14 protein-coding genes are annotated in these 18,232 nt (G+C 58.2%); 6 read left to right on the top strand and 8 right to left on the bottom strand.

Annotation, left to right across the window (positions count from 1 at the left end):
- Positions 1–106: 106 nt before the first annotated feature.
- Positions 107–1,576: an inorganic phosphate transporter gene (locus ACTG2O_RS15425; protein WP_021230067.1), complete on the top strand. Its 1,470-nt coding sequence runs from the start codon at positions 107–109 to the stop codon at positions 1,574–1,576.
- A gap of 132 nt (positions 1,577–1,708) precedes the next feature.
- On the opposite strand, the gene ACTG2O_RS15420 is transcribed toward ACTG2O_RS15425, so the two are convergent.
- Complete coding sequence (locus ACTG2O_RS15420; RefSeq protein WP_439976272.1) at positions 1,709–1,960, bottom strand: DUF1289 domain-containing protein; 252 nt, start codon at positions 1,958–1,960, stop codon at positions 1,709–1,711.
- 150 nt (positions 1,961–2,110) lie between these two features.
- Here ACTG2O_RS15420 and mltA point away from each other — a divergent pair, with 150 nt between their 5' ends.
- Positions 2,111–3,262: a murein transglycosylase A gene (gene mltA / locus ACTG2O_RS15415; RefSeq protein WP_139410175.1), complete on the top strand. Its 1,152-nt coding sequence runs from the start codon at positions 2,111–2,113 to the stop codon at positions 3,260–3,262.
- Positions 3,263–3,380: 118 nt separating this feature from the next.
- Here the strand turns inward: mltA and yfaE are convergent, their stop codons facing one another.
- The 5 genes from yfaE to ubiG all read right to left on the bottom strand — a co-directional run bounded on the left by yfaE (position 3,381) and on the right by ubiG (position 9,215).
- A complete protein-coding gene (gene yfaE, locus ACTG2O_RS15410) occupies positions 3,381–3,701 on the bottom strand; it encodes a class I ribonucleotide reductase maintenance protein YfaE (RefSeq protein WP_439976271.1) in 321 nt (106 codons plus the stop codon).
- Positions 3,698–4,831, bottom strand: a complete 1,134-nt coding sequence (nrdB, locus tag ACTG2O_RS15405) for a class Ia ribonucleoside-diphosphate reductase subunit beta (protein WP_019445145.1) — start codon at positions 4,829–4,831, stop codon at positions 3,698–3,700. Before nrdB ends, yfaE begins: the two co-directional genes overlap by 4 nt.
- 80 nt (positions 4,832–4,911) lie before the next feature.
- On the bottom strand, positions 4,912–7,179 hold the full coding sequence (gene nrdA / locus ACTG2O_RS15400; RefSeq protein ID WP_019838757.1) for a class 1a ribonucleoside-diphosphate reductase subunit alpha: 2,268 nt from the start codon (positions 7,177–7,179) through the stop codon (positions 4,912–4,914).
- Between the two features lie 624 nt (positions 7,180–7,803).
- Positions 7,804–8,499: an HAD family hydrolase gene (locus ACTG2O_RS15395; RefSeq protein WP_439976270.1), complete on the bottom strand. Its 696-nt coding sequence runs from the start codon at positions 8,497–8,499 to the stop codon at positions 7,804–7,806.
- Positions 8,499–9,215: a bifunctional 2-polyprenyl-6-hydroxyphenol methylase/3-demethylubiquinol 3-O-methyltransferase UbiG gene (gene ubiG, locus ACTG2O_RS15390; protein ID WP_108571790.1), complete on the bottom strand. Its 717-nt coding sequence runs from the start codon at positions 9,213–9,215 to the stop codon at positions 8,499–8,501. The genes ACTG2O_RS15395 and ubiG overlap by 1 nt, the downstream gene beginning before the upstream one ends.
- 198 nt (positions 9,216–9,413) lie before the next feature.
- Here ubiG and gyrA point away from each other — a divergent pair, with 198 nt between their 5' ends.
- The gene (gyrA, locus tag ACTG2O_RS15385; protein WP_439976269.1) at positions 9,414–12,191 is read left to right on the top strand and encodes a DNA topoisomerase (ATP-hydrolyzing) subunit A; all 2,778 of its coding nucleotides are present in this window, start codon (positions 9,414–9,416) and stop codon (positions 12,189–12,191) included.
- 76 nt (positions 12,192–12,267) lie between these two features.
- Here gyrA and ACTG2O_RS15380 read toward each other — a convergent pair whose 3' ends face one another.
- Positions 12,268–13,665: an alpha-amylase family protein gene (locus ACTG2O_RS15380; protein WP_439976268.1), complete on the bottom strand. Its 1,398-nt coding sequence runs from the start codon at positions 13,663–13,665 to the stop codon at positions 12,268–12,270.
- A gap of 262 nt (positions 13,666–13,927) precedes the next feature.
- Between ACTG2O_RS15380 and ACTG2O_RS15375 the strand changes: the two genes are divergently transcribed.
- Positions 13,928–14,083 carry a hypothetical protein gene (locus tag ACTG2O_RS15375; protein WP_005336695.1) on the top strand — a complete coding sequence of 52 codons (156 nt, stop codon included), beginning with the start codon at positions 13,928–13,930 and terminating at the stop codon, positions 14,081–14,083.
- A gap of 170 nt (positions 14,084–14,253) precedes the next feature.
- On the opposite strand, the gene ACTG2O_RS15370 is transcribed toward ACTG2O_RS15375, so the two are convergent.
- On the bottom strand, positions 14,254–15,309 hold the full coding sequence (locus ACTG2O_RS15370; RefSeq protein ID WP_323909419.1) for a PA0069 family radical SAM protein: 1,056 nt from the start codon (positions 15,307–15,309) through the stop codon (positions 14,254–14,256).
- A 173-nt stretch (positions 15,310–15,482) separates the two neighbouring features.
- On the opposite strand from ACTG2O_RS15370, the gene ACTG2O_RS15365 reads away from it, so the two are divergent.
- Positions 15,483–16,070 carry a tetratricopeptide repeat protein gene (locus ACTG2O_RS15365; RefSeq protein ID WP_439976267.1) on the top strand — a complete coding sequence of 196 codons (588 nt, stop codon included), beginning with the start codon at positions 15,483–15,485 and terminating at the stop codon, positions 16,068–16,070.
- Between the two features lie 232 nt (positions 16,071–16,302).
- A complete protein-coding gene (gene thrS, locus ACTG2O_RS15360; protein WP_005336690.1) occupies positions 16,303–18,231 on the top strand; it encodes a threonine--tRNA ligase in 1,929 nt (642 codons plus the stop codon).
- Position 18,232: the final 1 nt, after the last annotated feature.

Below are 18,232 nucleotides of genomic sequence, written 5' to 3'. Positions count from 1 at the left end.
TTTCCAAAAAGCTCTTTTTTTTTATGGCTGAAATATTTCAATGGTGGCTATGGTGTTGGCCGCCATCTGGCATAATCCGCCGCAACTCATAAACAGGCTTTTTTTTATGTTTGAAATGTTTAGTGGTTTGGGTTTGTGGTGGTCAATCGGTTTGGTATTGGCCGTTTTTTTTGTGCTTGCCTATGAATTTATCAACGGCTTTCACGATACCGCCAACGCGGTAGCAACGGTTATCTATACCAAGGCGATGCCAGCTCACCTGGCGGTCGTTGCATCGGGGATCTTCAACTTTTTTGGCGTCATGTTTGGTGGACTGGGTGTGGCCTATGCCATTGTCCATCTGCTGCCCATCGACCTGCTGCTTGGGATGGACTCCACCCAAGGGTTGATCATGGTCTTCTCCTTGCTGTTTTCCGCCATCGTGTGGAACCTGGGCACCTGGTTCTTCGGGATCCCGGCCTCCAGTTCACATACCTTGATCGGTTCCATTCTGGGGGTAGGCGGCGCCTATGCCTGGATCACCCATAAACCGGTGACAGAAGGGATCAACGTGGGCAAAGCGATCGACATCATGCTTTCCCTCATCATATCTCCCACCATCGGCTTCATCATCGCGGCACTGCTGCTGCTGGCGATGAAGCGCATCTGGACCAGCAACAAGATCCACAAAACGCCGGAAGAGCGCCAGCTGGTGGATGGCAAGAAGCACCCGCCATTCTGGGCGCGTCTGACCCTGGTGGCCTCAGCCATGGGCGTCAGCTTCGTACACGGCTCCAACGATGGCCAGAAGGGTATCGGTCTGGTGATGCTGGTGCTGATCTGCATGGCGCCCGCCTATTTCGCGCTGGACATGAACAGCCGCGCTTATGACCTAGATCGGACCCAGGATGCCAACCAGCGCATCATGGAGATCTACCAGCGCAACCAGTCCGCCCTCTCTGGCGTCATCAACTTCTCTGCACCGGCAACGGCTCAGGAAGAGCTGATGACTCACTGCTCCGCCGATGGAGTGCTGCAGGCGATGGCCACCCTGGATGCCCGTCTGGGTGCCGTGCGTACTTATGATCAGATGAGCCTGACCGACCGCCGCGAAGTGCGTCGTCTGCTGCTCTGTATCGATGACACCGCCCGCAAGGCTGCCAAGCTGCCGCTGCCAGCCAAGGAGCTGACCGATCTGGCCAAATGGCGCAAGGATCTGACCGCGACCGCTGAATACGCACCGACCTGGGTGATCGTCTCCATCGCGCTGGCGCTGGGTTGCGGCACCATGGTGGGCTGGCGTCGTATCGTTCATACCGTGGGCGAGAAGATCGGCACAACCGGCATGACCTACAGCCAGGGCATTGCGGCCCAGATCACGGCAGCAACCTCCATCGGGGTCGCCAGTCTGACCGGTATGCCGGTGTCCACCACCCACATCCTCTCTTCTGCGGTGGCGGGGACTATGATTGCAAACAAATCCGGCCTGCAGAGCCAGACCATCAAGACCATCCTGATGGCCTGGGTATTGACTCTGCCGCTGACCATGCTGCTCTCCGGCGGCCTGTTCATCGTCAGCCACCATCTGTTTGGTTGATCTGCCGCGTTCATAACGCGCATCACAATGACAATGCCGCCCGGTCGAAAGATCGGGCGGCATTTTTTATATGCTGGATAGGTCGTGTCTCGTGAGCGCAGGAATATGGCTTGCAGGGATGTTAGGAGCGGGTCAGAAATCCCAGCCAGATTGCGGTATTGGTTCAGGTTGATCGCCTTCCTGTGCCTTGCGCCGCGCAGCCTCGACCCGGCGTTTGCGATCCCGGCACAGGCGCATCACCTCTTGTTGCTGGGCAGGGGTCATGGTGAGCCAGTTGAAACGCTCTTCGCGGTTACGCAGGCACCCCTTGCAGTAGCCTTTGTTGTTCACTTCGCAGACCCCGATGCAGGGGCTCTGCAGCGGGAAGATTTCGAGCTGTTCCATCCATCACCTCGCACATCCTGTCACCTTGTTATAACCCAGCGGATCCCCTTTGGAGAAATCCTGCTTCAAGTGATTGATGTCGTTTGCTTTCCCCCTGCAAATTTGGCATCTTCCCCGCCGAGCATGGCTCTTGGCGTTATATGAGGACATATGAACAAACACGCGTACTGGCTGACCGCCGCAGTGCTGGGACTGGCCGGTTGTGCGGGCAACTCTGACAAAGCAGAAGTGCCCAAAAAACAGACCGACGACAGATGCTTTCTTAACTGCGAGGTGCCGGAAAATCTGGGCAAGCAGTATCTGGACGGGACCTTGCCAGAGGATCTGGTGAGGGTGGAGCGGGTCAATAGCCGTGCGCGTGCCGACTACAGCAAGTTTGGCCCGCAAAGCAGACTGGTATTGGAGCGCTCCGGCAAGATGACCCGCCGTTATGGCGAGCTCTATCACCAGCTCTCCCGCTGGGTAGCGAGCGGCGGCAATCCTGCCGACATCACCCGTTACGGTATCAGCCTGGCTCAGCTGGGCGGTGCTGATCGCATGGGGAACGTGCTCTTTACCGGTTACTACTCGCCGGTGCTGGAGGTGCGTCACCGCCCGGATGCCAAGTACAAATATCCCATCTATGCCATGCCCAAATGTGGCGGTCGCTGTCCGACCCGGGCCGAGATCCATCAGGGAGCCCTGGCCAACCGCGGACTGGAGCTGGGTTACAGCAAATCCCTGATCGACAACTTCCTGATGGACGTGCAGGGGTCGGGTTTTGTTCACTATGGTGACGACGATAGGTTGCAATATCTGGGCTACAGCGGCAAGAACGGTCACGGTTACGTGAGTATCGGTCGGGTACTGATCGACCGCGGTGAAGTGCCCAAAGAGCAGATGTCGATGAAGGCCATCAAGGAGTGGGCCAACCGCCAGCCGGAGGAGAGCGTCAAGGAGCTGGTGGAGCAGAACCCCTCCTATGTCTTCTTCGAGCGTCGACCCACCAATGATGTGATCGGCGCCGCCGGTATCCCGCTGCTGCCGCTGGCGGCCGTTGCCGCCGACAAGACCCTGCTGCCGATGGGTACCCCGATCCTCGCCGAAGTCCCCCTGCTCGATAAAGAGGGCAACTGGACCGGCAAGCACCAGCTGCGCTTGTTGATTGCGCTGGATGTGGGCGGGGCGGTGAAGAAGGGCCACCTCGATCTCTACCACGGTATGGGTGAGAAGGCCGGTGTTGCGGCCGGTCACTACAAGCACTTTGGCCGGGTCTGGAAACTGGGCCTGCACCATGGGCCGACTGCCGCCCCCTGGTTGTAATCCTCTGAGGGGTTGGGCGTCTGTCATCGCGCGCCCTAGCAATGTGAAGAGACAAAAAAAGCCGCCGGATTGCTCCGGCGGCTTTCTATTTTGTGCGAGTTGCCAGTCTGTGGCTTCGTCAGCTCTTCTGGATATCCAGCCGGATGGCGCCGACCGGTTTGCAGCAGCAGGGGAGGCACTCCCCCTGGGCGACGAATGCCAGCGGCACATTGGGGTAGTGCACCTTGCCAGCCATCAGCGGAGTGCGGCAGGCGCCGCAATAGCCGCTGCGGCACTGGAACTCGACCCGATGGCCGTGGCGTTCCAGGGTTTCCAGCACGCTTTCGCCGGGATGAGCGTGCAGCACGCCATCTCGGGTATGTACCCGTGGTGCCTGCACCGCCTGCTGTTCGGCAGGCGAGTGCGGGGCAGGTGCCAGCGTGCGGATGGCGTCACTCACAGCTCGAAATCACCCAGATCGTCGGCATTTACTTCGCTATCGATCTGACCCACCAGATAGGAACTTACCTCCACCTCTTGCGGGGCGACTTGCACGTTGTCGGAGGAGAGCCAGGTGTTGATCCAGGGGATCGGGTTCTGCTTGGTGCCGGCAAAGGCTGGCTGCAGACCGACGGCGGCCATCCGCAGGTTGGTGATGTACTCGACGTACTGGCAGAGGATGTCCTTGTTCAGGCCGATCATGGAGCCGCCCTGGAACAGGTACTCAGCCCACTCTTTCTCCTGAATGGCCGCCTCTTTGAACAGCTCGAAGCAGGCCTGTTCGCACTCGGCGGCGATCTCGGCCATCTCCGGGTCATCCTGACCGCTGCGCATCAGGTTCAGCATGTGCTGGGTACCGGTCAGGTGCAGTGCCTCATCGCGGGCGATCATTTTGATGATCTTGGCGTTGCCCTCCATCAGCTCGCGCTCGGCGAAGGCAAAGGAGCAGGCGAAGCTGACGTAGAAGCGGATCGCTTCCAGCGCGTTGACGCTCATCAGGCAGAGATAGAGCTTCTTCTTGAGCTCACGCAAGGTGATGGTCACCTCGCGGCCAGCAACGGTGTGGGTTCCTTCACCGTGCAGGTTGTAGAGGGCGGTCGCTTCGATAAGGTCGTCGTAGAAGTGGCTGATGGAGCCGGCGCGTTTGAGGATCTGCTCGTTGGTCACTATGTCGTCGAACACCTGGGCGGGGGTGTTGACGATGTTGCGGATGATATGGGTGTAGGAGCGAGAGTGGATGGTCTCGGAGAAGGCCCAGGTCTCGATCCAGGTTTCCAGCTCCGGAATGGAGACCAGCGGCAGCAGCGCCACGTTGGGGCTGCGACCCTGAATGGAGTCCAGCAGGGTCTGGTACTTCAGGTTGGAGATGAAGATGTGCTGCTCGTGGGGGGGCAGGGCCTGATAGTCGATGCGATCACGGGAGACATCCACCTCTTCCGGGCGCCAGAAGAAGGAGAGTTGCTTCTCGATCAGCCGCTCGAACACTTCGTGCTTTTGTTGATCATAACGGGCTACGTTGACCGATTGGCCAAAAAACATCGGCTCTTTGAGCTGGTCGTTTTGGGTTTGGCAGAAAGTTGAATAGGCCATGGTTACCAGAATATGTGAATAGAGAAAACAGGAGAGCGGGAGCTTGTCGCTCCCGCCCGGTTATCAGCTCTTGCCGTGACTTAGATTTTGCAAGCCCCGCCAGCGCAACCGTCATCTTGCAGATCGGTCTGGGCATCGTCCGCACCGTCACGGGTGTTGTGATAGTACAGGGTCTTGAGGCCGTATTTGTAGGCGGTCAGCAAGTCCTTGAGCAGCTGTTTCATCGGTACCTTGTTGCCTTCGAAACGGGCAGGGTCGTAGTTGGTGTTGGCGGAGATCGCCTGATCCACAAACTTCTGCATGATACCGACCAGCTGCAGGTAGCCGTCAACGCTCGGTTGCTTCCAGAGCAATTCGTATTGATCTTTCAGGCGATCATACTCGGGCACCACCTGTTTGAGAATGCCGTCTTTGGAGGCCTTGACCGACACCAGACCGCGTGGCGGCTCGATGCCGTTGGTGGCGTTGGAGATCTGGCTGGAGGTCTCGCTCGGCATCAGGGCGGTCAGGGTTGAGTTGCGCAAGCCCACGGACTTGATCTCTTCACGCAGGCTTTCCCAATCCAGATGCAGCGGCTCGTTGCACAGCGCATCCAGATCCTTCTTGTAGGTGTCGATGGGCAGGATGCCCTGGGCATAGGTGGTCTCGCCAAACAGCGGGCAGGGGCCGAACTCGCGGGCCAACTGCACAGAGGCTTTCAGCAGGTAGTACTGAATGGCCTCGAAGGTGCGGTGAGTCAGGGCCAGACCGGAGCCGTCGGAGTAACGGGCACCGTTTTTGGCCAGGTAGTAGGCGTAGTTGATGACGCCGATCCCCAGGGTGCGACGACCCATGCTGCCCTTCTTGGCGGCGGCAATCGGGTAATCCTGATAGTCGAGCAGGGCATCGAGGGCACGCACGGCCAGATCGGCCATCTCTTCCAGATCTTCCAGCTTCTCGATGGCACCCAGGTTGAAGGCGGAGAGGGTGCACAGGGCGATTTCGCCACTCTCGTCGTCGATGTTGTTGAGCGGCTTGGTCGGCAGCGCAATTTCGAGGCAGAGGTTGGACTGGCGTACCGGCGCCACACTCGGGTCGAACGGGCTGTGGGTGTTGCAGTGATCGACGTTCTGGATGTAGATGCGACCGGTACCGGCACGCTCCTGCATCATCAGGGAGAAGAGGTCTACCGCTTTCAGGGTCTTCTTGCGAATGGCCGGATCCTGCTCGTACTTGACGTAGAGCTCTTCGAACTTGTCCTGATCGGCGAAGAAGGCATCGTACAGACCCGGTGCATCGGACGGGGAGAACAGTGTGATGTCACCGCCCTTGATCAGGCGCTGGTACATCAGCTTGTTGATCTGCACGCCGTAGTCCATGTGACGAACACGGTTCTCTTCCACGCCGCGGTTGTTTTTGAGCACCAGCAGGCTTTCCACTTCGGTGTGCCACAGCGGGTAGAACAGGGTGGCCGCACCGCCGCGCACGCCGCCCTGGGAGCAGCACTTCACGGCAGTCTGGAAGTATTTGTAGAAGGGGATGCAACCGGTGTGGAACGCTTCGCCACCACGGATGGGGCTGCCCAGACCACGGATGCGACCGGCGTTGATGCCGATACCGGCGCGCTGGGAAACGTAACGCACGATGGAGCTGGCGGTGGCGTTGATGGAATCCAGACTGTCGTCGCACTCGATCAGCACGCAGGAGCTGAACTGACGGGTCGGGGTGCGCACGCCGCTCATGATCGGGGTCGGCAGGGAGATCTTGAAGGTCGAGACCGCATCATAGAAGCGCTTGATGTAGTCCAGACGGGTATCTTTCGGATACTTGGAGAAGAGGCAGGCCGCAACCAGCATATAGAGGAACTGCGGGCTCTCGTAGATCTCGCCGGTAACGCGATTCTGGACCAGATATTTGCCTTCCAGCTGTTTGACTGCCGCGTAGGAGAAATCCATGTCGCGCCAGTGATCCAGATGGGTGTTCAGCTCTTCGAATTCGGCCTGGGTGTAGTCTTCCAGCAGGTGCTTGTCGTACTTGCCCATGTCCACCAGACGAGCCACGTGCTGGTAGAGGTGGGGCGGTTCGAACTGGCCGTAGGCCTTCTTGCGCAGGTGGAAGATGGCCAGACGGGCTGCCATGTACTGGTAGTCCGGGGTCTGCTCGGAGATGAGGTCAGCCGTCGCCTTGATGATGGTTTCGTGAATGTCGGCGGTACGGATACCGTCATAGAACTGGATGTGGGATTTGAGCTCTACCTGGGAGACCGACACGTTGTCGAGCCCTTCGGCGGCCCAGTCCAGCACGCGGTGAATTTTATCCAGATCGATGGGTTCTTTGTGTCCGTTACGCTTCGTCACAAACAAGTTCATTGGCTGATGACCTTCAGTTGATTCCCGAAAAACCATCGCACAATGACGCCACCCAGGCCCCGGCGGTGTGCGGGAGTTGGGTAGAGATTGTGCGATGAATCACAAGATGTAGTGTTATTTTAAGTTCGAGCTACAAGATAGTGAGGTCGGCCCGCCATTGCAATGTGTGGATAAGTGACGAGCTGTGGATAAATTGTGAGTCTTGCCCCATCAGTTAGTGACCGCTCACAGTGAGCGGGTTTTCATTCGTCCGCTCCGCTAAAAGCAAGTCTCCCGATCGAAGATGGAAAATTTAAATAACTTTTTTTGCTTGCGAAACGGGGGGCTTTTTACTAGCAAACGGCGGCTGATTATCCCTTATGCAACAAGGGTCAAAAGCTGTCCAGTTGTCGCAGCCGCGGGCTCAGCGTGGCAAGGGCTTTGCATCAGATGACGGTGGTTTGTAGCCGCTTTGTGACGGCTGCGAGCTTGTCAAATGGGTATCCAACAGGCGGAAAGCTGCCTTTATTATCCATGAATAGAGGCGTGATGGTGGCGCAGGACGCGGGAGCGTAAAGGAAGAGATGCAAGGGGCGAAGAGTCTCTTCGCCCCCGTTTTCGCATATCAGCCGGTAAGGCTGCGCGTTACGCTTTGGCCGTCAACTCATAGCGCAGCCAGTGGTGCAAGGCTTGCACGGTATCAAAGTGCAGGTCGGCGCCCCACTGGGCGGGATCTTCCTCATCATTGAGATAGCCCCAGCCAGCGACCGCGGTGCGCATGCCGGCGTTGCGGCCCGCTTCGATATCCCGCACATGATCCCCCACATAGAGGCAGTGAGCTGCTTCGACCCCCAGCTTCTCACAAGCAAAGAACATGGGGGCGGGGTCGGGCTTTCGTACCGGCAGGGTATCGGCACTGACGGTGACGCCGCAGCTGGCAAGCTGTGGCAGGGCTGCCAGCAGCGGCTCGGTGAGAAAGCCCGGCTTGTTGGTGACGATGCCCCAGGGGAGCTGTTTTTCATCCAGCCACTCGATAAGATCCACCATTCCCTCATAGGGACGGGTACCGACGCAGAGATTGGCCGCGTAGTAGTCGAGCAGGGCATTGCGTAGGCGCGTGGCCCCCAGCTCTTCAAGCAGTTCGTCGCCGAGGCCCGCTTTCAGCAGTCCGAGCGCCCCGTGGGAGGTGGTCTGACGAATAATGTCGTCAGAGAGCGGCGCAAAACCTTCGTTGATCAGCACGTGGTTGACGGCGGCCCCCAGATCCGGGGCTGTGTCGAGCAGGGTGCCATCCAGATCGAACAGCACGCAACGAAGAGGTTGCAGGTGAGAGGCGCTCATCAACCGTGCTCCGGGCGGACAAACTCCACCATATAGTTGACGTCAACATTCTTGCCGAGCTTGAACTGGTTGGTGAGGGGGGCGTAGTGGACGCCGCTCATGTCCCGCACCAGCAGGCCAGCTGCTTCACCCATGCGACACAGTTCGGCCGGGGTGATGAATTTTTTGTGATCGTGGGTACCCTTGGGCACCATCTTCATCAGGTATTCGGCCCCGATGATCATCATCAGATAGGATTTGGGGTTGCGGTTGATGGTGGAGACGAACACCCGGCCGCCCGGGCGTACCAGAGTCGCGATGGCGCGCAGCACGGAGGCGGGGTCCGGCACATGCTCCAGCATCTCCATGCAGGTGACCACGTCATACTGGCCCGGCACTTCGGCGGCATGGGCTTCGGCAGTGATCTGGCGGTACTCGAGCTCGACACCCTGCTCCAGAGCGTGCAGGCGGGCGACGCCGAGGGGCTCCTTGCCCATGTCGATGCCGGTTACCCTGGCACCACGGCGGGCCATGCTCTCGGAGAGAATACCGCCACCACATCCGATATCGAGCATGCGCTTGCCAAACAGACCGCCACTTTTGTCGGTGATCCAGTCAAGGCGTACCGGATTGATTTGATGCAGGGGTTTGAATTCACCTTCCATGTCCCACCAGCGGGAGGCGATGGCTTCAAACTTGGCGATTTCTGTCAGATCGACATTGGCATCACTGTTCATTTTTCGAAGATCCTGTGGCAGGGCGCCCGCTTCTGAGTCATGGGCGCAATCTATTGTCCTGGCGGGCATTATAACGGACGGACTTTGTCACACCAGCCCGATCTGATACCCGATTTGTGGCTTAAGGTATTTGGCTCAGTGTGTTACCATGTCGCGCTGTTTAAGCCAAAGAACAACTAATTAGGGATAAGGCTTTCTATGAGCGATCTGGCCAGAGAGATCACGCCGGTCAACATCGAAGAAGAGCTCAAGAGTTCCTATCTTGATTACGCCATGAGCGTGATCGTAGGACGAGCTCTGCCGGATGTGCGTGATGGCTTGAAACCGGTTCACCGCCGCGTTCTGTTTGCTATGAACGAGTTGGGGAACGACTGGAACAAGCCCTATAAAAAATCGGCCCGTGTGGTCGGTGACGTAATCGGTAAATATCACCCGCACGGCGATATCGCTGTGTATGACACCATTGTCCGGATGGCGCAGGATTTCTCCATGCGTTACATGCTGGTCGATGGTCAGGGCAACTTCGGTTCAGTCGACGGCGACAGCGCCGCGGCGATGCGTTATACCGAAGTGCGGATGGCCCGCATCTCCCACGAGCTGCTGGCTGATCTGGACAAAGAGACCGTGGACTGGGTGCCGAACTATGACGGCACCGAGATGATCCCGGCGGTCATGCCTACCAAGGTTCCCAACCTGCTGGTCAACGGCTCCTCCGGTATCGCGGTGGGCATGGCGACCAACATTCCGCCTCACAACCTCACCGAGATTGTCAATGGCTGCCTGGCGCTGATCGAAAACGGCGACCTCACCATTGACGAGCTGATGACCTACATCACCGGCCCGGATTTCCCCACCGGCGGCATTATCAACGGTCGTTCCGGCATCGTGCAGGCGTACCGTACCGGTCGTGGCTCCATCTATGTGCGGGCCAAAGCTGAAGTGGAAGTGGACGAGAAGACCAGTCGCGAGACCATCATCGTTCACGAGATCCCCTATCAGGTGAACAAGGCTCGACTGATCGAAAAGATCGCCGAGCTGGTCAAAGAGAAGAAGATCGAGGGCATCAGTGCCCTGCGCGATGAGTCTGACAAAGACGGCATGCGCATCGTTATCGAGATCAAGCGCGGCGAGTCCGGCGAGATTGTGCTGAACAATCTCTACAAGCACACCCAGATGCAGACCACGTTCGGCATCAACATGGTGGCGCTCGATAACAACCAGCCCAAGGTGATGAACCTTAAAGAGATCCTGGATGCGTTCCTGCTGCACCGCCGTGAAGTGGTGACTCGCCGGACCGTGTTCGAACTGCGCAAGGCGCGGGATCGGGCGCACATTTTGGAAGGTCTGGCGGTTGCGCTGGCCAACATCGATCCCATCATCGAGCTGATCCGCCACAGCGCGACCCCGGCCGACGCGAAAGCGGGCCTGGTTGCCAAGGGCTGGGAACTCGGCAACGTGGCCGCCATGCTGGAAAAAGCGGGCGACGATGCGGCACGGCCAGAGTGGCTGGAGCCGGAGTTCGGTATCCGTGAAGGTCAATACTTCCTGACCGAACAGCAAGCCCAGGCCATCCTTGACCTGCGTCTGCACAAGCTGACCGGCCTCGAGCACGAGAAGATCCTGGAAGAGTACCAGTCTCTGCTGGATCTGATTGCCGAGTTGCTGCACATCCTGGCGAGCCCGGCTCGTCTGATGGAAGTGATCCGCGATGAACTGCTGGCCGTGCGTGAGCAGTATGGCGACGAGCGTCGCACCGAGATCAGCATGTCTAGTGCCGAGATCAACATCGAAGATCTGATCACCCCGGAAGACGTGGTGGTTACCCTGTCTCACCAGGGCTATGTGAAGTATCAGCCGCTCTCCGACTACGAGGCCCAGCGCCGTGGTGGTCGTGGCAAGTCGGCCACCCGGATCAAGGAAGAGGACTTTGTGGAGCGTCTGCTGGTGGCCAACACCCACGACACCATTCTGTGCTTCTCCACCCGTGGCAAGGTCTACTGGCTCAAGGTTTACCAGCTGCCGGAAGCCTCCCGTGGCGCCCGTGGTCGTCCGATCATCAACCTGCTGCCGCTGGAAGAGGGTGAGCGTATCACCGCTATCCTGCCGGTGAAGGAATATGACGCCGAGAAGTATGTGTTCTTCGCCACCGCCAACGGTACCGTGAAGAAGACCAGCCTCTCTGACTTCAGCCGTCCGCTCTCCTCCGGTATCCGCGCCATCAACCTCAAAGAGGGCGATGAGCTGATCGGGGTGGATATCACCGACGGCAGCAACGAGATCATGCTCTTCTCCGACGCGGGCAAAGTCGTTCGCTTCGCCGAAGGCAGCGGTCGCGCCGATGCGGATGTCAGCGATGACGTTGAAACCGACGACGATGCTGGCAACGACGATGATGGCAGCGACAACGGCGAAGGCACCGAAAGCAAGGGCACCTTCAAGGGCGTGCGTCCGATGGGTCGTACCGCCGCCGGTGTCCGTGGCATCAAGCTGGGCGCCGGTGACAAGGTGGTTTCCCTCATCGTTCCGCGCGGCGAAGGTGCCATCCTCACCGCCACCGAGAACGGTTACGGCAAGCGGACTGCGTTGGCCGAATACCCGACCAAGAGCCGTGGTACCCAGGGCGTTATCTCCATCAAGGTGGATGAGCGCAACGGCAAGGTGATCGATGCGATCCAGGTCGAAGATACCGACCAGATCATGCTGATCACCAACGGCGGCACCCTGGTGCGTACCCGTGTTGCCGAGGTGAGCGTCATTGGCCGTAACACCGGCGGTGTACGTCTGATCCGTACCGGTGAAGACGAGACCGTGGTTGGCCTGCAGCGCATCGCCGAGAGCGACGAAGACGAGAACGACGCGCTGGCCGTTGACGGTGAGGTATCTGAAGGTACCGATACCGCGACCGGCACTGATGCGGTCGATGCTGGGGAAGCGGGCGACGAGTATCGTCACCTGTTACCCGAGCAACGTCTCTGAGCAAAAAGAGCGACCCTGGTGGTCGCTCTTTTTATTTGTCTGCTTTTTATGACTCTCCGCTGATCTTACGGCTGGATCACTCCTGCAGCCACATTCTGGCGCTGCGGGCGGGAATGGCGACCCGTACCCACTGGCTCTGCACGTTGACCACGGCGCCTTGGTCGAGCACGTCACGATAGTTGCGATACCAGTTCATCTCGAATTTGGCGGTATCGAGCCAATACTCCTGCTCGTAGTCGCACTTGTTGATGCCGACCAGCCCCTGCTTGCCCCGTTTGAACAGCACAAAGCAGTCACCGCTGCCGACCAGCTGCATGGGGTGACCCTGCACCGCATTGTGGAAGCGGATCATCCCCTTGAGATCGGCGCGCTGGTAGTAATCCTGCCAGCGCAGTCCATCCTTGGCCTGGGTCTCGCCGTGATCCGAATAGACCAGCGGCGAGCCACCATCGCGGCCGAGCAGGTAGGCGTAGGCCAGCTTCTCGTCAGTCTGGGTCAGGATCTGATAGCGGAAGCCGTCGTTGGTGGGGATGTCGTGGGTCACGGCAAAGGTGACGGCACGACTGCCCGGCAGTGCCTGACCATAGGCGCCCGGATCCGCCAGCAGGTTCATGCTGCCGCCATACCCCAGCGCGCCGCGCAGGGAAGCAAACAGCGGAAAGTCATAGGCTCCCTGACCGCTACTGTCGAGGTAGGGTTTGAGGAAGCGCTCGTAATCGGTGCTGCCTGCGCCCCCTGTGGTGATCACTTCGCCAAACACGTGCATCCCCTGTTTGATTTCGGGGGTGAACACGGCATTGATCTGGTAATCGCTCATGTGTTTGACCGCATCGACCCGAAAACCCTTGATCCCCATTCCCTTGAGCGCCTTGAGATAGGCCTGTTGCTGGCTTACCACCCAGTTATTGGGATCCAGATCCGGCAGCCCCTTGTCACCGGCACCGCCACAGAGACGCCAATACTGGACATGACCCGGATCGCTCCAGTCGCTGATGCACCCTTCCGGATGAAAATCCTGACCGGAGAGGAAGTTTTGCCCCAGATCGCCAAACAGTTTCTGGCGCTCGAAATAGGCCGGGTTGCTGGCGTAGCTTTGCAGCAGCTCGTTGCCGGGATAGTTGAGGTCCTGGCGTTTCCAGCTTTCGTTGGCCATGTGGTTGAGCACCACATCGGCATAGACGGCGATGCCCCGCGCCTTCATGGCGGCGATCAGCTGCTCGAGCTCCTGCTTGTTGCCAAGAGGGGAGTCGACAAGACGCAGATCCTGCGGCTGGTAACGAGCCCACCACTCGTTGCCTGATGACTTGAGAGGCGGCGAGATGAGTACCTGTTTGTAACCGGCCGACTTGATAAGGTCGGCTTTGGCGGTTACTTCACTGTACTTCCAGTTGAAGGCGTGAAGTATGACGTCGGCGTGCGCCAAGGGGGCGATCAGCATGCCTGCGATCGCCCATATTCCCGCTGTGTGTTTCATTATTGTGTCCCTGTTTTTATAGATGCCTGAATGGGCAAGCCAGCTTTGGCGGGAACAGAGTGAGCTGCAATCCACAACCTGCAGATTTGTGACCGCTTTCAGGATGATTTCGCCGAATATGTGAACTGTTTCGGCTTTTCCTTGTCACGGCCAGTTGCCTTTTTACAAGTGATTTTTTTGTCATTTCCCTGTCATTCCCAGCCGCTATCCTGCCGGGCGAGTGGTGCGTTGTTGCTATCACCTTCACCGTCAGGAGCTGCATATGACCAGTTGGATCACGTGGGAAATTTGGTGGAGCCGGGTATGGGGCGAGTCAGAGGTGCCGCAGTATGAAGAGGATGAGCACGAAGTGGCCCATGAGCCCTCGCGACTACCGGTTGAAATGGTGCAACAGGGTCGGGATCAGCGCGCAGGCTAAGGCGTTAGCACGGTCATTACCGGATAGCGCGATCCTGTCGTGACATGGCTACTCCGTTGGAAAATTCTGAAAAGCGGGGTTTCCACAGGATGTGCCGCGACAGGCTTTCCTCTCAACCTCTTGGCAGGCAAGGGTTGTGCATCTGATGTATGCAGGGCGTAAAAGGGGGATTAGAAAAACGACAGCTGCTCCCCAGGGCGGATAAACCCATCCAGCCTGAGCTGAATATGGCGTTTGCCCAGATCAAGGCGCTTGCTGATAAGGCGAAAGCGCTGGGCCAGCAGATCGGCAAAGAGCCCCTCACCGCGCATGCGGGTGCCGAAGGCGGTACTGTTGAGCCCGCCACCGCGGCTGGCTCGCAACTGATTTAAAATAGCCTCCTTCTGGCCCGGATAGTGGGTATCGAGCCAGTCACCAAATAGCGACGCCAGCTCGTGGGGCAGGCGCAGCAGGATGTAATCGGCGCAACTGGCGCCAGCCTCGGCGGCCGATTTGATGATCTGCTCCAGCTCCGGTTCATTGAGCCTCGGGATCATGGGGGCGGCCAGTACCCCCACCTGCACGCCAGCGTTGGCCAGCTTCTCGATCACTTTCAAGCGGCCTGCACCTGTGCTGGCGCGGGGCTCCAGCTGTCGGCGCAGGGTTTCGTTCAAGGTCGTCACCGACACCATCACCTGACACAGTCCCTCTCTGGCCAGCTCGGTCAACAGATCGAGGTCGCGCAAGATCATGGCGCTCTTGGTAATGAGCCCGACCGGATGGCGGTGGGCCAGCATCACTTCCAGCAACTGCCGGGTGAGGCGATAGCGCTGCTCGATGGGTTGATAGGGGTCGGTATTGGCGCCAATGAAGATGGTCTGTGGCTGATAGGCAGGTTTGGCAAACTCCCGGCGCAGCAGGTCGGCTGCATTGCGTTTGGCAAACAGCTTGCTCTCGAAATCAAGGCCGGGGGAGAGCTCCAGATAGGCGTGGCTGGGTCTGGCATAGCAGTAGATGCAGCCGTGTTCGCACCCCTGATAGGGGTTGATGGAGCGACCAAAGGGGACATCCGGCGAGCTGTTGTAGCTGATGATGCTGCGTGCATCGATCTCCCGCACCTCGGTGTCAGGCACAGAAGGAGTGAAGGTGGCATCCCAATCGGACGATTGCCAGCCGTCATCGACCGCTTCGACAAGGGTGCAGCTAAAACGGTGATCGATATTGTGGGGGCTGCCTCGTCCTGCCATGGTGTGCACCGATACTGTTTATACATACAGTTATTTTGCAGGTGCACCGGATAAATGACAACAACTACTGATCGACCGGGTGCAAAAAGGGTTGTCGTAGGGATCTCTTGCTTGATCGCAACGCTACATTTCGTTTACATAGACGAAATGAGAACTGGATCACGGAAATCATCATGAGACCCACCACTTCCCGCTGGCAGTTTATCGGTCTGTTTGCGCTGGTTATCTGGCGTCTGCTTCCGCTCTCCACCGAGCAGGAGATGGCTGCCGCCAACCGTGCCTGGCGTACCGGTCACTTTGATGAGGCGACCCGGATCTGGTCGCCACTGGCCGATCAAGGCCAACCTCGGGCACAGGCTCTCATGGGTTGGAGTCATGAGGTGGGGCAGGGGAGCGAGCAGGATATCCATCAGGCCATCAGCCTCTATCGCCAGTCGGCGCAGGCAGGGGATCCCTTCGGCCAATACCGGCTGGCAGAGCTCTATCTGCGCGGTGTGGGGGTCAAGCGAGATCTGCGCCAAGCCTTTCACTGGATGGATCAAGCTGCCCGCAATGGTGATGTCCCGGCCATGCTGAAAGTCGGTGTGCTTCATCTGATGGGGGTCAGCGGCAGGGTCGATCTGCCTCAGGCGAAACAGTGGCTCTATCAGGCGGCACAAAAGGGCAACAAGCTGGCGCTTCAGGTGCTGCAAGAGCTGGCGCTGGCCGAGGAGGGGAGCAGTGACTTTGACTTCAACTGGCAATCTCTGCTTGGTGAATAGTCGGCAGGCGACTCATTTGACTGTAGAAAATATCTGCAAATCCGATACAGCACGCCCGACTTCTGGTAGCATGGGGCCGTTTTGGCTTGGTTTGTCACGTTAGACATGTGGTTTACGTGTCAGGCCGTCTTCGCAAAGTGCTGTGGAGAACCAAAACATCACCTTTTTGAATCTCTTTTCCATCCCGCATGTGACCTTTGGTAGGGGTCACCACTGTATAAGGAAACACATAATGCCAATCATTACTCTGCCTGACGGCAGCCAACGTCAATTTGCCCACTCTGTTTCCGTCATGGATGTGGCTGCGGACATCGGTCCCGGTCTCGCCAAGGCGTGCATTGCCGGTCGGGTAAACGGTGAACTGGTGGATGCGTGCGAGCTGATCGAAGCCGATGCTGCGCTGGCCATCATCACCGCCAAAGACGAAGAAGGTCTGGACATCCTGCGCCACTCCTGCGCCCACTTGCTGGGTCATGCTATCAAGCAACTTTGGCCCCAGACCAAGATGGCCATCGGTCCTGTCATCGACAACGGCTTCTACTATGACGTTGATCTTGACCGTACCCTGACCGATGAAGATCTGGCTGCCCTGGAAGAGCGCATGCTGGCGCTGGTAGCCAAGGATTACGACGTCATCAAGAAGAAAGTCTCCTGGCAAGAAGCGCGCGATGTATTCGAGGCGCGCGGCGAGTCTTACAAAGTCGAAATCCTGGATCAGAACATTGCCCGTGATGACCAGCCAGGTCTCTATCATCATGAAGAGTACATCGACATGTGTCGCGGCCCGCACGTGCCCAACATGCGTCACTGCCACCACTTCAAGTTGCTGAAGATGTCCGGCGCCTACTGGCGCGGTGACTCCAACAACAAGATGCTGCAGCGTATCTACGGTACTGCCTGGGCTGACAAGAAGCAGCTCAAGGCCTATCTGCAGCGTCTGGAAGAGGCCGCCAAGCGCGACCACCGCAAGATCGGCAAGCAGCTCGACCTGTATCACATGCAGGAAGAAGCACCCGGTATGGTGTTCTGGCACAACGATGGCTGGACCATCTTCCGCGAGCTGGAAACCTTCATCCGCGGCAAGCTCAAAGAGTACGACTATCAGGAAGTGAAAGGTCCGTTCATGATGGACCGCGTCCTGTGGGAGCGTTCAGGTCACTGGGAGAAATATGCCCAGGCCATGTTCACCACCCAGTCCGAGAACCGCGAGTACGCCATCAAGCCGATGAACTGCCCGGGTCACGTTCAGATCTTCAACCAGGGTCTGAAATCCTACCGCGATCTGCCGCTGCGGATGGCCGAGTTTGGCTCTTGCCACCGCAACGAACCGTCCGGTTCCCTGCACGGTCTGATGCGGGTGCGCGGCTTCACTCAGGATGACGCTCACATCTTCTGTACCGAAGAGCAGATCATGGAAGAGGTCTCCGGCTGTATTCGTATGGTCTATGACGTCTACGGTACCTTTGGCTTCGAGAACATCGTGGTCAAGCTCTCCACTCGTCCCGAGCAGCGTATCGGCTCCGACGAGATGTGGGATCGAGCCGAGAAAGCTCTGGCCGAAGCGCTGGAGCTCAACGGTCTGAAGTACGATCTGCAGCCGGGTGAAGGGGCGTTCTACGGTCCCAAAATTGAATTTACCCTGCACGATTGCCTTGATCGTGCGTGGCAATGTGGTACCGTGCAGCTCGACTTTGCCCTGCCTGGTCGTCTGGGTGCCACTTATGTGGGCGAAAACAACGATCGCCATGTACCCGTGATGATCCATCGGGCCATCCTGGGTTCTATCGAGCGCTTCATCGGTATTCTGACTGAAGAGTACGCCGGTCTGTTCCCGACCTGGTTGGCACCGACTCAGGCTGTGGTCATGAATATCACGGACAATCAGGCCGATTATGCGGTGAAAGTAGCCAAAGCATTGAATGATGCGGGCCTTCGCGCAAAAGCGGACTTGAGAAATGAGAAGATTGGCTTTAAAATCCGCGAGCATACTTTGAAGCGAGTACCTTTCATGCTGGTCTGCGGCGATAAAGAAGTTGAAGCCGGTAAGATTGCAGTACGGACTCGTAAAGGGGCTGACCTGGGCACTTATCCTGTTGAAGAGTTCATCGCTCTGTTGACCCAGGAAGTTCAGACCCGCGGACAAAAGAAAGTGGAGGAATAAG

Source organism: Aeromonas sp. 61P (assembly GCF_051919545.1).
GTDB classification, from domain to species: domain Bacteria; phylum Pseudomonadota; class Gammaproteobacteria; order Enterobacterales; family Aeromonadaceae; genus Aeromonas; species Aeromonas veronii.
This window is presented reverse-complemented; position numbering and strand designations above follow the sequence as displayed.

Bases quoted from the DNA above. Each gene is read 5' to 3' on its own strand.
- ACTG2O_RS15425 (WP_021230067.1), top strand. From the start codon at position 107: ATGTTTGAAATGTTTAGTGGTTTGGGTTTGTGGTGGTCAATCGGTTTG.
- ACTG2O_RS15420 (WP_439976272.1), bottom strand. From the start codon at position 1,960: ATGGAACAGCTCGAAATCTTCCCGCTGCAGAGCCCCTGCATCGGGGTC.
- mltA (WP_139410175.1), top strand. From the start codon at position 2,111: ATGAACAAACACGCGTACTGGCTGACCGCCGCAGTGCTGGGACTGGCC.
- nrdB (WP_019445145.1), bottom strand. From the start codon at position 4,831: ATGGCCTATTCAACTTTCTGCCAAACCCAAAACGACCAGCTCAAAGAG.
- nrdA (WP_019838757.1), bottom strand. From the start codon at position 7,179: ATGAACTTGTTTGTGACGAAGCGTAACGGACACAAAGAACCCATCGAT.
- ACTG2O_RS15395 (WP_439976270.1), bottom strand. From the start codon at position 8,499: ATGAGCGCCTCTCACCTGCAACCTCTTCGTTGCGTGCTGTTCGATCTG.
- ubiG (WP_108571790.1), bottom strand. From the start codon at position 9,215: ATGAACAGTGATGCCAATGTCGATCTGACAGAAATCGCCAAGTTTGAA.
- gyrA (WP_439976269.1), top strand. From the start codon at position 9,414: ATGAGCGATCTGGCCAGAGAGATCACGCCGGTCAACATCGAAGAAGAG.
- ACTG2O_RS15380 (WP_439976268.1), bottom strand. From the start codon at position 13,665: ATGAAACACACAGCGGGAATATGGGCGATCGCAGGCATGCTGATCGCC.
- ACTG2O_RS15375 (WP_005336695.1), top strand. From the start codon at position 13,928: ATGACCAGTTGGATCACGTGGGAAATTTGGTGGAGCCGGGTATGGGGC.
- ACTG2O_RS15370 (WP_323909419.1), bottom strand. From the start codon at position 15,309: ATGGCAGGACGAGGCAGCCCCCACAATATCGATCACCGTTTTAGCTGC.
- ACTG2O_RS15365 (WP_439976267.1), top strand. From the start codon at position 15,483: ATGAGACCCACCACTTCCCGCTGGCAGTTTATCGGTCTGTTTGCGCTG.
- thrS (WP_005336690.1), top strand. From the start codon at position 16,303: ATGCCAATCATTACTCTGCCTGACGGCAGCCAACGTCAATTTGCCCAC.